We start from the raw sequence: 13,585 nt of genomic DNA on the forward strand, positions 1-13,585 counted from the left end.
CGGGTCGAGGTTGTTCATCAGCATGCGCAGCGGCGCTTCGGTCAGCCAGCTCTTGGCGGTCAGCTGGTTGCCGCGGGGGGCGCGGATTTCGACGTCGCGGAACTTGGTAGGCTTTTTGTCAGTCACGAAAAACACTCCTCAGCATTCAATTCAAACCAACCCTGGCGGTGGGCAAGCGGGCCTGTGCGCTTCACTGCACGACAAGCGAATCAGTGGACGCTGCGGAGAGTTTCCTTCAACTCATACGCATACGTCTTTACTTGTACATACAAGCATATGCAATCAAGCGGCCAACTTGTTGAAGGGACGTTCAAGAAAACCTTCGCGCAGAGCTGGAGAGCGCCTGGATCAAGGGCTGCGGCGTGAATGAAATTTTTCGGGAGTGGGGTTTGCGTGCAGGTCGGAGGCTGTTACGTGAGCGGGACATTGCGCCACGCTGGGGCGTTCGGTAACAAATGGGTGCGCCGCAGGAAACAGGAACACCGAAACAAAAATGGCGAGGGAGCCGGCTCCCGCTGGAGGCCGAAGGGTTCCCGACCGATTCGGGAAACGCTTCGCGGACCAGCGGGAGCAAGCTCCCTCGCCACCGTTGTTAAAGGATCAACGTGCGGTCAGTTCAATCACGCAGCACGCGGCATTGACGCTGACTTCCGCCAGCCCGGCGTTACCGTCCAGCTGCAGGCAATCGTGCCGACCCAGTTGCTCGGTGCGGCCATCGACCTGCACCTGCAAAAGCTCGCTGACGTTGAACACCAGCACCGTGCCCGCCGAGCTGAAGAAGCGTTGCTCGCCGTCCAGCCATTGCAGGCGTGCGCTGTAGCGCTGCGGCGCATAGATCAGGTTGAAGTCGCGGATCGCCCCGCCGAGCAGGGTGCAGGACACCTGGCTCTCGCCGCTGAAGGCGAACGGATCGAGGGGTCGCAGCGGGCGGGTGTCGTCACCGTCGACGCACAGGGTCATGCCGTCGCCCTGCAGCACGGTGATCACCCGCTGGTAGCCGGCGAAGGTGGAGAAACCGCCCGACTCGGCGATGTCGGCGATCGACAGGCGCCAGCCGAAGCCGTCGAGGCCGGCGCCGGCGTCGCGGGTGATTTCCTCGGTGCTGCCGCCGCCGTTCTTCCAGGGCATGCGCGGGTAGCCTTCGGCACGTAAAACCTTGATCTGACTCATTTGTGGAACCGACCTTCCAGACTGTGACGGGAACCGGGATGGATCAGGCGCGCCGCCGTCACCGGCTGACGGCCCGACCAGGTGCGGCGGCGGATCAGCAGGCAGGGTTCGCCCTTCTCGATCTGCAGCAGCTTGCATTCGGACGGCTCGGCCAGGATCGCCTCGACCACGTGCTCGCCTTCGGTCAGCGGCGCGACCTGGTTCAGGTAGGCGTAAGGCGTCTGCTGGGTGAAGTCCTGCTTGAGGTACTCCGGCGCCACCAGCGCGTTGACGAAACGGTCCTCGATCTGCACCGGGATGTCGTTTTCGTAATGCACGATCAGCGAGTGGAACACCTTCTGCCCTTCGCGCATGTCCAGGGCCAGCGCCCGCTCGGAGCCGGCGGCCTCCTCTTCGAGGACGATGACCTGGCACGTGTGGCGGTGGCCGCGGGACGCGATCTCGTCGGCGATGTTGTGCACTTCGAACAGCGCGGACTGACTCTTGGGCTCGGCGACGAACGTGCCGACGCCTTGCATGCGCACCAGCAGGCCGTCGGCGGTCATCTCGCGCAGGGCGCGGTTGATGGTCATGCGGCTGAAGCCCAGCTGGCTGACCAGCTCGCTTTCCGACGGCACGCGGTAGTGCGGCGGCCAGTTACCGCTGTCGATCTGCTGGGTGATCATCTGTTTGACGCGGGCGTACAAGGGCGCCGGACTGTCGCCCATGTTCGCGGCCAACGGAGAGACGGGTGGCGGAGTCGGCACGGTGGATCCCTGTTCGTCTGGTGAAAGTTGCTAGCTTGCCGGAGTTTACCGGGCAGGCAAACGTCTGTATATGTATATACAAATAACACACGATGGGGTGCTGAACCATGTCCGCCTTCTTTGCCGAACGCGCGCTGCTGCCTAGTGGATGGGCCAACAATGTACGTCTTGAGGTCAACGCCGATGGCGTGCTGACCAGTGTCCAGGCCGATTCCACCGCAGACGGCGCCGAAAGGCTGGGCGGTCCGCTGCTGCCGGGCATGCCGAACCTGCACTCCCACGCCTTCCAGCGGGCGATGGCCGGCCTGGCGGAAGTGGCCGGCAATCCGAACGACAGTTTCTGGACCTGGCGCGACCTGATGTACCGGCTCGTCGGAAAAATCACGCCGGAGCAACTCGGCGTCATCGCCCGCCAGCTGTACATCGAAATGCTCAAGGCCGGCTACACCTCGGTGGCCGAATTCCATTACGTGCACCACGACACCAGCGGCCGACCTTACGCCGACCCGGCCGAACTGGCCTTGCGCATCAGCCAGGCCGCCGGCGCCGCCGGCATCGGCCTGACCCTGCTGCCGGTGCTCTACAGCCATTCCGGCTTCGGCGGCCAGGCCCCGAACGACGGCCAGCGCCGCTTCATCAACGGCACCGACGCCTACCTCGACCTGCAGGCGCGCCTGCAACCGGTGCTGGCCCAGCAGAAGGCGCAGTCGCTGGGCCTGTGTTTCCACTCGTTGCGCGCGGTCACCCCGCAGCAGATCAGCGACGTGCTGGCGGCCAGCGACAAACAGTGTCCGGTGCACATCCACATCGCCGAACAGCAGAAGGAAGTCGACGACTGCCTGAGCTGGAGCGGCCGCCGCCCGTTGCAGTGGCTGTACGAGAACGTCGAGGTCGACTCGCGCTGGTGCCTGGTGCATGCGACCCACGCCGATCCGGACGAAGTCACGCTGATGGCCAAGAGCCGCGCCATCGCCGGCCTGTGCCTGACCACCGAAGCCAACCTCGGCGACGGGATCTTCCCGGCAGTGGATTTCCTCGCCCAGGGCGGGCGCATGGGCATCGGTTCCGACAGCCATGTGTCGTTGAGCGTGGTGGAAGAGCTGCGTTGGCTGGAATACGGCCAGCGCCTGCGCGACCAGCGGCGCAACCGCCTGTACGGCGCGGATCAGCCGATGGTCGGCCGCACCCTGTACGACGCGGCGCTGGACGGCGGCGCCCAGGCGCTGGGCCAGCCGATCGGCGCGCTGGAGGTCGGCAAGCGCGCCGACTGGATCACCCTCGACGGCAACGATCCGTACCTGGCGACCGCCCAGGGCGACGGCATCCTCAACCGTTGGCTGTTCGCCGGCGGCGACCGTCAGGTGCGCGACGTCATGGTGAACGGCCAGTGGGTGGTACGCGGCGGGCGGCATGCCGCAGAAGAGGACAGCGCCCGGGCGTTCACCCAGGTGCTGCGCGAGCTCCTGGGCTGACGCCGATCAAAATTGTGGGAGCCAGCAAGCTGGCTCCCACAACGGTTTTGCGGTGACGGTCAGTTGGAAGTCTTGGCCATCTGCCGGTCCGAGGTGCGCCAGATCAGCCTTGTAGTGTCGTAACCCTGCTGGCGCGCCTTGCTCAGCAACTCTTCGCGCACCACGCCGTTGACCGTCGGCGTGCGGGACAGCAGCCACAGGTAACGCCGGCTCGGGTCGCCGACGATGGCAGTCTTGTAGTCATCGCTGACGTACAGCACCCAGTACTGGCCCTTGGCGGTGCCCGGGATCAGCCGCGAGAACCACGTATCGAACTCGACCCACAGCTTGTCGGTCTTGCCCGGCACCTGGGGATAGGCCGTGCCCTTGGCCTCTTCCCACTGCCAGTCTTCCGTCAGGCAGCGGTTGAGCACCGCGAGGTTGCCGTCGGGCTGGAGGGTGTAATGGGCTTCGGACTGTGCGCAGTTGCGCTGGAAGTACATCGGCAGACGCGCCAGCTCGTACCAGGTGCCCTGGTAGCGCTTGAGGTTGACGCTGTGGACTGTCTTGGGCGCCAGCGGATCTTCACCGGTGGTGGCGCAGCCGGCCAATACCAGGCCGGCGAAAAGGACAAGCAATAACCGCTTCATTGTTTTTCTCCCGTGGGCGCGCGGCCCCGGTTCACTTCAGGCCTTGGCCGGAAAACATCAACACTTTGTCACCGGCGTACTGCACGCTGATAAAGCTCTTTTCGTCGCCCCAGGTGCAACTGGACATGCCGAGCGCACCCGCGCAATCGGTGGGTTTGCCGAGCAGGGTCTCCACCTCGGCCTTGGCCATCCCGGTCGAAAGCTTCGAGTAGTTTTCCTGATTGATCTTGCTGCAGGCGGCCAACAGCACGCAAAACGACAGCAAGGCGATAGAACGCAGCGACATGTGTAACTCCTGGAGCGGAAGGGGGATGGCCTGGCGCCAACCAGAAGCTTAGAAGAGAAAACCCCTGTCGGGTTCCCTCCCGGACAGGCTATTTGTTGCCCCGCCCGTCTGCCTTTTGCCGATAAATCAGACACTTTGTAAGGCCATTGGGCCTTTCGTCGCCTTTCGCCAAAACGGCCTAATCTTTGGCGCGCAGCAGTCGAAATAAGAGCAGCGCAAAGCCCGAGACTGTGGCAAATTGCCGCCCCTTCTTGACCAGCCCTCCGCGGTAGCTCATTTAATGACCAGAAACATGAAATTCAGCCACAAGATCTTGTTGGCTGCCGCCCTCGTGGTGGCCGTTGCGTTCGCCTGTTTCATTTTGTTCAACGACTATCGCCAGCGCGAAACCCTGCGCAGCAGCACCGAAGCGTCGATGCAGGAACTGGGCAGCCTGACCACCAGCAACATCCAGACCTGGCTGGAGAGCCGCATCCAGCTGCTGCAATCGCTGTCCCAGCAGATCGTCGCCGACGGCAACGCCCCGGCCAGCCTCAAGCGCATCATCGACCTGCCCGCCTACACCGGCAATTTCCAGCTCAGCTACTTCGGCGGCGCCGACGGCGTGATGTTCTCGGTGCCCGCCGGCAACCGCGCACCGGACTACGACCCCCGCGCCCGCGGCTGGTACAAGGCGGCCAACGCCGCACAGCAGACCATCGTCACCGAGCCCTACATCGCCGCCTCGTCGGGCAAGCTGGTGATCACCGTCGCCACCCCGGTGCAGCGCCAGGGCCAGATGATCGGTGTAGCCGGCGCCGACATCGACCTGTCCAGCATCAGCGCGATCATCAACTCGCTGAACTTCGGCGGCCACGGCCACGCGTTCATCGTCAGCCGCGAAGGCAAGATCCTGATCCACCCGGACAGCAAACTGGTGCTCAAGAGCCTGTCCGACGCCTATCCCGACGGCGCGCCGAGCGTCAGCCCCGGCCTGAAGGAAGTCGAGGCGGACGGCAAGACCCAGCTGATCTCGTTCACCCACGTCAACGGCGTGCCGTCGGCCGACTGGTACGTGGCGCTGGTGCTGGACAAGGACACCGCGTTCTCGATGCTCAGCGAATTCCGCACCTCGGCGCTGATCGCCATGGTGATCGCGGTGGTGATCATCATCGCCCTGCTCGGCATGCTGATCCGCGTCCTGATGCAGCCGCTGCTGACCATGGGCCGCGCCATGCACGACATCGCCGAAGGCGAAGGCGACCTGACCAAGCGCCTGACCATCCACGGCCACGACGAGTTCGGCGCCCTGGGCCTGTCGTTCAACCGTTTCGTGGAGCGCATCCACACCTCGATCCGTGAAGTGTCGTCGGCCACCGGCCAAGTCAACGAAGTCGCCCTGCGGGTGGTCGCGGCCTCCAACTCGTCGATGCACAACTCCGACCAGCAGGCCTCGCGCACCAACAGCGTGGCCGCGGCGATCAACCAACTGGGCGCCGCCGCCCAGGAGATCGCCCAGAACGCCGCCCTCGCCTCGCAGCACTCCAGCGAAGCGCGCAGCCAGGCCGAAGACGGCCAGCAAGTGGTGGACAAGACCATCCACGCGATGCAGCAGCTGTCGGCGCAGATCAGCGATTCCTGCGGCAACATCGAGACCCTGAACAGCCACACGGTGAACATCGGCCAGATCCTGGAAGTGATCACCAGCATCTCCCAGCAGACCAACCTGCTGGCCCTCAACGCCGCCATCGAAGCCGCCCGGGCCGGCGAAGCGGGCCGCGGTTTCGCCGTGGTGGCCGACGAAGTGCGCAACCTGGCGCACCGCACCCAGGACTCGGCGCAGCAAGTGCAGAAGATGATCGAAGAGCTGCAGGTCGGCGCCCGTCAGGCGGTCACCATCATGACCGACAGCCAGCGCCAGAGCGAAAGCAGCGTCGGCATCGCCAACCAGGCCGGCGAGCGCCTGGGCAGCGTGACACAGCGCATCGGCGAGATCGACGGCATGAACCAGTCGGTGGCCACCGCCACCGAAGAGCAGACCGCCGTGGTGGAGTCGATCAACGTCGACATCAGCGAGATCAACATGCTGAACCAGGAAGGGGTGGAGAACCTGCAAGCGACGTTGCGTGCGTGCTCGGACCTCGAGCAGCAGGCGGCGCGGCTCAAGCATCTGGTGGGCAGCTTCAGGATCTGAGCGCGGCGACGGCCGTCATCGCTGGCAAGCCAGCTCCCACAGGTTTATCGGGTGTACGCACAATCAGTGTTCATCCCGGAAACCTGTGGGCGGGCTCCGGGCGGCGATCCGACGATGGCGTCAGAGGCCTTGAAGCGGATTCAGAAGCTTGAACCCGGCGTCGAAAGAAACGCCAACTCCTCAGCCGTCGACTCCCGCCCCAACACCGCATTGCGGTGCGGGAACCGCCCGAACCGGGCGATCACCTTCCGGTGCCGTTCGGCATAGTCCAGATTGTCGGCAAACACCGCACGCTCGGCCTGCGGCTGTTCGTCCGTCAGCGCCATGAACCTTGAGACGGCCTCGTTCTGCACCGCAAGGTTCTCGCAGTGCTCGAACACCAGGTAGATGAATACCCGCTGGATCGGCTTGAGTCGCCGGTCGAAATCCGCCGCAATGCCCTGGGCGACCAGCTTCTGGGCGCGGGCATCGCCGGAGAACGCTTGGGGCGTGTCGCGATAGATCATGCGCGGCAACTGATCGAGCAGCAGCACCACGGCCAGCCAACCTTCGGGACATTGCGTCCACCCGGTCAAGCCGCCGGCCAGGGCCTGATCGACAAAGACCCCGAAACGCTCTCGCGCTTCGAGGTCTTGGCTGTCGCGTTTGCCGAACCACAACGCGCCCTTTTGCGCCGATGTTGCGCTCGCCGATCCGGCATGGCCGAACCACCAATCGAGCAACGGCTGCCAGGGCGCGTCCATGGGGTCAGGCCTTGTGGTAGGCCGTGGCGCGTTCGACTTCTTCCTTCGAGCCGAGGAACACCGCCACGCGCTGGTGCAGGCCTTCAGGCTGAATGTCGAGGATGCGCTGATGGCCGTCGGTGGACGCGCCGCCCGCCTGTTCCACCAGGAACGACATCGGGTTGGCTTCGTACATCAGGCGCAGCTTGCCCGGCTTGGACGGCTCGCGGCTGTCGCGCGGGTACATGAACAGGCCGCCGCGGGTCAGGATGCGGTGCACGTCGGCGACCATCGCTGCCACCCAGCGCATGTTGTAGTTCTTCTTCAGCGGGCCTTCTTCGCCGGCCAGCAGTTCCTCAACGTAGCGCTGCACCGGAGCTTCCCAGTGACGCTGGTTGGACATGTTGATGGCGAATTCCTGAGTGCTTTCAGGGATAGTGATGTTTTCGTGGGTCAGCACGAAGCTGCCCATCTCACGGTCCAGGGTAAAGCCCTTGACGCCGTCGCCCAGGGTCAGCACCAGCATGGTCTGCGGGCCGTAGATCGCGTAGCCGGCAGCCACCTGTTGGGTGCCCGGCTGCAGGAAGGCCTTCTCGTTCAGGCTTTCGTTCTGGCTCAGGTATTCGTTCGGGCAGCGCAGCACCGAGAAGATGGTGCCGACCGGGGCGTTGATGTCGATGTTCGACGAACCGTCCAGCGGGTCGAACACCAGGAGGTAGGCGCCTTTAGGATACTTGCCCGGGATCTGGTAGGCATTGTCCATCTCTTCGGACGCCATGCCGGCCAGGTGGCCGCCCCACTCGTTGGCTTCGAGCAGGATTTCGTTGGACAGCACGTCCAGCTTCTTCTGCACTTCGCCCTGGACGTTCTCGGTGCCCATGCTGCCCAGCACGCCGCCGAGGGCGCCTTTGGACACGGCGTGGCTGATTTCCTTGCAGGCACGCGCCACCACTTCGATCAGGAAGCGCAGATCGGCAGGGGTATTGTTGCTGCGGGTCTGCTCAATCAAATAGCGACTCAGGGTAACGCGGGACATGGACGGCTCCGGTGGAATGGGGGGCTGAAAAACCCGCGCAGTTTACAGGGAGTCTGGAAACCTAGCGAGCGGTGACGCCCGTAAACGTGCGTCGGGGCAATTCCTGCCATCTGACGGGATTGGCGGGACAGAGTTCAGGCACGAGGTTGAGCGTAGATTGAAAACGGGACGGGCGGCGGCTCGGTTTTCGCGACCGGGCCGAGATTCCTGTCGGCCATACCGCCGTCATCGCGAGCAGGCTCGCTCCCACAAGGGATCTTCGGTGGACACAAATCCAGTGAACACCCTCTCCTCCTGCGGAAGCGGGCTTGCCCGCGATCCGGCGCCCAGCACCGGCCAACCTCAGGACTTGGCCGGCGGCTTGCGCAACAGGCTGAACGCCATCGCCCCCAGGAACAGCACGCTGAGCAGCAGCACCGCCCACAGCCCGAACTTTTTCCAGTTGGTGTCCGCCGTCGCCGCGGTGGTGGCGGTCGATGTCCGGGTCGCGAGCGCCTCGCCCTGCACCGTGGCCTTGCCCAGCGCCGCCAGTTTCGCAGGAGTGAAATCAGGGATCAGCGTGGACAGCGGCAGGTTCGCGGTCTTCACGCCGGCATTGCCCAGCGCCAGGCTGTAGGGGCCTTCGCCCCGGGCCAGGAAGATCACTTGGGTGGCGCGCACCGCGTACTTGAGGCTCGGCGCCTGCTCACCCAGACCGCCGCCGCGCTCGTCGACCGTCAGCCTGAGTTGCTGGACGGTCTGCCCGTACAGCTGCAATTCGTTCTGCACCACGTCCTGGCCGTTCTGGGTCAGGCGGTAGAGCAAACCGCCGGTCAGCGTCTGCCACGGCAGGCTGGTTTCGCGGCGCCCGGCCAGCGTCACCGGCGCCAGGCTGTTGGCCTGTTTGAGTTCGACCTGCACCCGCTCGACGTTCAGCCCCATCGGCAACTGCCAGGTGTACTCGCCGGCCTTGCCGCGGGTGCCGGCCAACGCCTGCGACCAGACCAACGGCAGCGGCACCTGGCGCGGGTCGCTGCTCTTGAGCTGGGCCGCCGTGAGGGCCGGCGCCGAGGCCGGCGAGTTCCACAGCAGGCGCAGGTAACGGGCGTTCTGGCCCGGCAGGGCCACTTCGTGCTGTTCGACCTGCTCGTCGGCAAAGGTCAGCCGCGCCACCTGCCCTTCGCCCCATGGGCGCCAGTGCTGCAGATCGTCGCTGGCCTCGATGGAAAAGCGCTGGAAGCCGTCCCGCTCGCTGCTCCAGTCGAGGATCAGCTGCTGCAGCGGCGCCTTGACCGCGCTGGCGTCGAGCAACCAGCCGCGCAGGGTTTCCTCGCCCGCCTCCAGATGGCTGGACGGCTGCACCTCGACCAGCGTGCCGCTGGTGGTGGACTGGATGCGCACATTCGGCGCGCGTTCCTGGGCGTCGGCGGCGTCGTACAGCGGGAACCACTTCACGTCGTGCAACTGGCCGTCGTCACGGGTCTGCGCCGATTCACGGGCCAGGGCGTAGGCCTGCGGCTCGCCGGCGGCGTTGAACACCCGCAGATCGCTGAGGTCGGTCTGGCGCGCCTGCAATTGCGCGCTCAACGGCAACTCGAGGCGATACCACGGGCCGTCGCCGGTGACCGCCAACGGGATCTGCACGGCGAAGTCCGCCGGTTTTTCCTGGGCGCCGACCGTCATGGCCACGCCCAGCACCAGCCACCCCAGATTTAGCTTGCGACTCAAGACGACACTCCTTCGGTTTCCGGCGCAGGCTTGTCCGCCGCCGGTGCGGCCTCGGCGCGCTTGGGCGGCAACGGGGCGAAATAGCCCACCACCAGCAGCAACACGCCGACGCCAATGAACGAGACGATCCGGGCCAGTCCGCCACGGTTGCTCAATTCGACGAAAATCAGTTTGGCCACCACCAGCGCGATCAGCGCCGCGCCGATCAGCCACACCTCGCGGCGATGGCGCAGGTGCCCGCCGATCATCAGAGCCAGCGCCATCAGCGTCCAGACGATGGACAGGCCTGCCTGCACCAGCATCGATTCGAGCAGCAGATCCAGCTCGAAAGGGATCCCGGCCCAATGGTGGGCGGCGCGGGTCACCAGCGCCGTGCCGAAGGCGAACAGCGACACCCCGGCGACCGCCTGCGCGGCGAGGCTGGCGTAGTCCTTGCGGATCGCCAGACGCTCGACGGCGCTGCGCGACCAGACGTAGACGCCGAACAGCGCAAACAGCAGGCCCAGCTCCAGCGGGTTGAGCAGCGGCACGTAAGGCAGCGGTTCGGCGTTGCCGTCGCTCACCCCGTTGGCCAGCCAGAACCAGCCGAGCATCAGCGCCGCCAGCGGCGCCGCCGCGTACACGCGGTACTCGCGGGGGAACGCCGCCACCGGCCACGGCCAGTCGCGCGGAGCCGCCATCAGCAGCAAGTACAGGCTCGGCAGGATCGCCCAGCCCAGCCAGCGCCAGGCGTTGTACTGCTCGGACAACAGCAGCAGGCCGTAGCGCAGCTCCAGCGCCAGCACGCCGATCAACAGCCAGCAGCCGAGCACGTGGGCCGTGCTCAGGGCCCGGGCCGGCAGGCTCGGCGCCAGGCGCCGCAGGCTGAAGAAGTGCACGGCGAACACCAACGCCCAGGCCAGCCAGCCGAACTCCGCCGCCGGGTGGTAGCGCGAATGCCAGGCCGCGAGCAGCACCAGACCCGCCGCCGGCGTCAGCAAGGTGCAGACCAACCCCAGCGCCGGCCATTTCAACCGCACGGCCAGCAGCGTCCACACACCGACGCTCAACGCCGCCACCGCCAGCAACAGCGTCGCCTGCAGAGGCAACGGCGCAAAGCGCAGCACTTCGCTGACCCAAGCCAATGCCCACCAGGCGGCGCCCCACACCAGCAACACCTCGGACAGACGATGCAGGCTCAAGCGGTCGAACGCCGAGGCGTGATTGCCCAGTTGCAGGCGCCAGGCGCCGACCAGCGCGGCCACGCCCAGCACCAGCGGCGTCCAGAACCCGCCATGGGCCAGCGGCTTGAGGCCCTCGCCGGACAGCGGCCCGAGCCACTGGGGACCGGCCAGCAGGAACGCCGCCCCGCCGATCACCTGCAACAGCAGGCCGAACACGAAACTCACCGGCTGGCGCAGGTACAGGCTCAGCCAGATGATCAGCAGGCCGCTGGCCGCCCACACCGCGCTCGCCGTCTGCCACGGCAGGACGAACAGCACCGCCAGGTTGATCAGCACCAGCCCCGCCAGCAGCACCACCGACAGCCCCTGGAGCAGACGCACGTCACTGCGCACCATGTCGTCCCGGGCCGCCAGCAGCATGCCGGCGATCAGCGCCAGCCCGATCAGCGAGGCGCCGAGCAGCCCGCTCCAGCCGGCGCTGAACACCGCCGCCGAGTCTTCCCCGGCCCCTTGCAGGCGCAGCAGGAACAGTGCGCCGCCCAGCAGCTGCACGGCGAACGCGGTGAACAGGAAGGTGCGCGATTGCAGGCGCAGGCCGACGAACAGCGTCGCCAGCCCGGCCAGCGCCCAGCTGATCGCGGTGCCGTGGGCGAAGAAGAACAGCGGCGCCAACAGATAAAGGAACGTCAGGCCCAGGCACGCCAGCACCGGCAAGCCGTAGCGTTCCCACGGCTGCGTCTGTGGCGCCGGGGCTTGGCGCAATTGATGGAAACTGAACAGCAGCGCCAGGCCGAGCATCAACGCCCCCAGCGGCGCGCCGTCGATCAGGCTGGCTTCACCGGCGCGCAGCCCGCTGAGGAACGCCAGCGCCGAACCCAATTGCAGCAACAGCGCAAAGCCCCGCGCCAGCAACCGCTGCTGGCGCAGGCCCAGCCAGAAGATCCCCGCGCCTTCCACCGCCCAGGCGGCGGACGTCCAGCGCGCATCCAGCCCCAGCGGAATCGCCAGGCTGGCGAAGATCACGCCCAGCGCCAGGCAGGTTTCCCCGAGCAGCAGCGCCCGGCCGCCCATCAGTGCACGGGCCAGCAGCAGGTAGATCAGCCCCAGCGCCAGGGCGCTGAACGCGGCGGCGAACTCCAGGTGCTGCACCAGCGCCAGCTGCAGCCCGAAGCCCACCAGGGGCGGGCCGAACAGCATCGTGCCGTCGACGTAGTCGCCCTTGCGCGCCGACCAGTGCAGCAGCGCCGCACGGTCGCCGTCCGCCGGAGCGTCCGGCAGGTCCAGCAATTTGCGCCGGGCGAACAGCAGGCCGATGGCCAGGTACATCAGGAAGAACAGCACCAGGAACGGCTCGGTGCTCCACAGCAGTTCCGGCGTGTATGAACGGGCGCCCCAGGCGAAACCAATGCCGAAGGTGCCGACGAAGCCGATCAGGTTGAGCAGGCGCCAGGCCTTGAACCAGGCGATGGCGAGGATGCCGGCGTTGAGCAGGGCGAAATAGCTGAACAGCGCGACGTGGTTGCCGGCGCCGGTGGAAGTGAGGATCGGCGCGGCGAAACCGCCGAGCGCCGCCACGGCGGCCAGGGCCAGCGCATCCTGGGTGATCGCCAGGATCGCGGAAAACACCGTGACCGCCACCAGCAGGCCCAGCGCCGCGGACGGATCGAGCAACGGATGCAGGCGCATCGCCGCGAACACCGTCAGGTACAGCACCGCGATCCCGGTGCCTTGCAGCATCAGCGCATAGCCGCTGTTGCGCCGCCGCAGCCACCAGCCCAGCGCCAGCAGGCCCAAGGCCGACGCCGCGACCCCGGCGTAACGCAACTCCACCGGCACCACCACGCCTTCGGTGGCGTAGCGCAACAGGAACGCCAGGCCGAAGAACAGCAGCACCACGCCGACCCGCAGCACGGTGTTGCCGCCGAACAGCCAGTTGCGGGCAGCGCCGATGGCGCGCTCGATCAGGTTCGGCCCACGGGGCTCGGCAGGGGCTGGCGGTTCGGACGGGGCGGCTTCAGCGCGCCAGGCGTCCTGCGCCAGCGTTGGGCTGACGACAGGAACGGGCTCAAGCTCAGGCGGCAGTTCCCAGACCAGTTCGGGCACCGGCCGGGGTTCGGACTGAGGCGCGAATCGAGGCTCAGGTCGGGGCTCAGGTTGAAGTTCTGACGCGGCCTGCGCCCCGGCGACCGGTTGCGCAGCGGCCTCATCGGCCGGGGCTTCGCTGAATGGGGGCACGGCCTGGGCCGGAGCCCCCTCCAGCCGGAACAGCCGCTGCTCCACGGCCTGCAGCGCCGCGTTGGCCTGTTCAAGTTGCCGTTGCTGCTGCGCCGCCTGCGCGCCGAGCCGGGCGATGCGGATCGCCTGGCCGATCCCCAGCCCCAGCAGCGCGCCCAGCAGCGCGTCGCTGAACGACTCGTCGGCCAGCCAGCCGAGCACCAGCCCGATCAACATGAACATCCATTGCATGGTCGATATCCCTAA

Annotated in this window: 11 protein-coding genes and 1 pseudogene; 3 read left to right on the forward strand and 9 right to left on the reverse strand. The window is 66.4% G+C overall.

The genetic code is table 11. The annotated features are described in order from the left end of the window. From CAG29_RS28535 to hutC, 3 genes are all read right to left on the reverse strand, one after another. Nucleotides 1-126, reverse strand: a 126-nt coding sequence (locus CAG29_RS28535; protein ID WP_170930287.1) for a hypothetical protein, incomplete at its 3' end; no start/stop codon positions are given. 474 nt (nucleotides 127-600) lie between these two features. Beyond that, nucleotides 601-1,170, reverse strand: a complete 570-nt coding sequence (locus CAG29_RS17570; RefSeq protein ID WP_085694881.1) for a HutD family protein — start codon at nucleotides 1,168-1,170, stop codon at nucleotides 601-603. Further along, the gene (gene hutC, locus CAG29_RS17575) at nucleotides 1,167-1,877 is read right to left on the reverse strand and encodes a histidine utilization repressor (protein WP_170930015.1); all 711 of its coding nucleotides are present in this window, start codon (nucleotides 1,875-1,877) and stop codon (nucleotides 1,167-1,169) included. The genes CAG29_RS17570 and hutC overlap by 4 nt, the downstream gene beginning before the upstream one ends. 146 nt (nucleotides 1,878-2,023) lie before the next feature. Between hutC and CAG29_RS17580 the strand changes: the two genes are divergently transcribed. Beyond that, nucleotides 2,024-3,388, forward strand: coding sequence for a formimidoylglutamate deiminase (locus CAG29_RS17580; protein ID WP_085657126.1), 1,365 nt, complete (start codon nucleotides 2,024-2,026; stop codon nucleotides 3,386-3,388). 59 nt (nucleotides 3,389-3,447) lie between these two features. Here CAG29_RS17580 and CAG29_RS17585 read toward each other — a convergent pair whose 3' ends face one another. Both CAG29_RS17585 and CAG29_RS17590 read right to left on the reverse strand, forming a co-directional pair. Then, nucleotides 3,448-4,017: a lipocalin family protein gene (locus tag CAG29_RS17585; protein ID WP_085631998.1), complete on the reverse strand. Its 570-nt coding sequence runs from the start codon at nucleotides 4,015-4,017 to the stop codon at nucleotides 3,448-3,450. Nucleotides 4,018-4,048: 31 nt separating this feature from the next. After that, on the reverse strand, nucleotides 4,049-4,303 hold the full coding sequence (locus tag CAG29_RS17590; protein WP_085581774.1) for a hypothetical protein: 255 nt from the start codon (nucleotides 4,301-4,303) through the stop codon (nucleotides 4,049-4,051). Between the two features lie 292 nt (nucleotides 4,304-4,595). On the opposite strand from CAG29_RS17590, the pseudogene CAG29_RS29060 reads away from it, so the two are divergent. Together CAG29_RS29060 and CAG29_RS29065 are read left to right on the forward strand one after the other, a co-directional pair. After that, nucleotides 4,596-5,618, forward strand: a pseudogene (locus CAG29_RS29060) (cache domain-containing protein); the annotation flags it as partial. 93 nt (nucleotides 5,619-5,711) lie between these two features. Further along, complete coding sequence (locus CAG29_RS29065) at nucleotides 5,712-6,476, forward strand: methyl-accepting chemotaxis protein (protein WP_371856106.1); 765 nt, start codon at nucleotides 5,712-5,714, stop codon at nucleotides 6,474-6,476. 140 nt (nucleotides 6,477-6,616) lie between these two features. Here CAG29_RS29065 and CAG29_RS17600 read toward each other — a convergent pair whose 3' ends face one another. From CAG29_RS17600 to CAG29_RS17615, 4 genes are all read right to left on the reverse strand, one after another. Next, nucleotides 6,617-7,219, reverse strand: coding sequence for a DUF924 family protein (locus tag CAG29_RS17600; protein WP_085694882.1), 603 nt, complete (start codon nucleotides 7,217-7,219; stop codon nucleotides 6,617-6,619). Nucleotides 7,220-7,223: 4 nt separating this feature from the next. Beyond that, nucleotides 7,224-8,234 (reverse strand): class 1 fructose-bisphosphatase, encoded by a 1,011-nt coding sequence (locus tag CAG29_RS17605; RefSeq protein WP_085581780.1) that lies wholly within the window; start codon nucleotides 8,232-8,234, stop codon nucleotides 7,224-7,226. A 342-nt stretch (nucleotides 8,235-8,576) separates the two neighbouring features. Then, complete coding sequence (locus CAG29_RS17610) at nucleotides 8,577-9,941, reverse strand: DUF3999 domain-containing protein (protein WP_085694883.1); 1,365 nt, start codon at nucleotides 9,939-9,941, stop codon at nucleotides 8,577-8,579. Beyond that, nucleotides 9,938-13,570, reverse strand: a complete 3,633-nt coding sequence (locus CAG29_RS17615) for a DUF2339 domain-containing protein (RefSeq protein WP_085694884.1) — start codon at nucleotides 13,568-13,570, stop codon at nucleotides 9,938-9,940. The genes CAG29_RS17610 and CAG29_RS17615 overlap by 4 nt, the downstream gene beginning before the upstream one ends. Nucleotides 13,571-13,585 lie beyond the last annotated feature (15 nt).

The organism is Pseudomonas sp. B7(2017) (genome assembly GCF_002112745.1).
In the GTDB taxonomy this organism is placed as follows: Bacteria; Pseudomonadota; Gammaproteobacteria; order Pseudomonadales; family Pseudomonadaceae; genus Aquipseudomonas; species Aquipseudomonas ekonensis.

Excerpts from the sequence above, each read along its gene's own strand:
- CAG29_RS17570 (WP_085694881.1), bottom strand. The coding sequence starts at position 1,170 with ATGAGTCAGATCAAGGTTTTACGTGCCGAAGGCTACCCGCGCATGCCC.
- hutC (WP_170930015.1), bottom strand. The coding sequence starts at position 1,877 with ATGGGCGACAGTCCGGCGCCCTTGTACGCCCGCGTCAAACAGATGATC.
- CAG29_RS17580 (WP_085657126.1), top strand. The coding sequence starts at position 2,024 with ATGTCCGCCTTCTTTGCCGAACGCGCGCTGCTGCCTAGTGGATGGGCC.
- CAG29_RS17585 (WP_085631998.1), bottom strand. The coding sequence starts at position 4,017 with ATGAAGCGGTTATTGCTTGTCCTTTTCGCCGGCCTGGTATTGGCCGGC.
- CAG29_RS17590 (WP_085581774.1), bottom strand. The coding sequence starts at position 4,303 with ATGTCGCTGCGTTCTATCGCCTTGCTGTCGTTTTGCGTGCTGTTGGCC.
- CAG29_RS29065 (WP_371856106.1), top strand. The coding sequence starts at position 5,712 with ATGCACAACTCCGACCAGCAGGCCTCGCGCACCAACAGCGTGGCCGCG.
- CAG29_RS17600 (WP_085694882.1), bottom strand. The coding sequence starts at position 7,219 with ATGGACGCGCCCTGGCAGCCGTTGCTCGATTGGTGGTTCGGCCATGCC.
- CAG29_RS17605 (WP_085581780.1), bottom strand. The coding sequence starts at position 8,234 with ATGTCCCGCGTTACCCTGAGTCGCTATTTGATTGAGCAGACCCGCAGC.
- CAG29_RS17615 (WP_085694884.1), bottom strand. The coding sequence starts at position 13,570 with ATGCAATGGATGTTCATGTTGATCGGGCTGGTGCTCGGCTGGCTGGCC.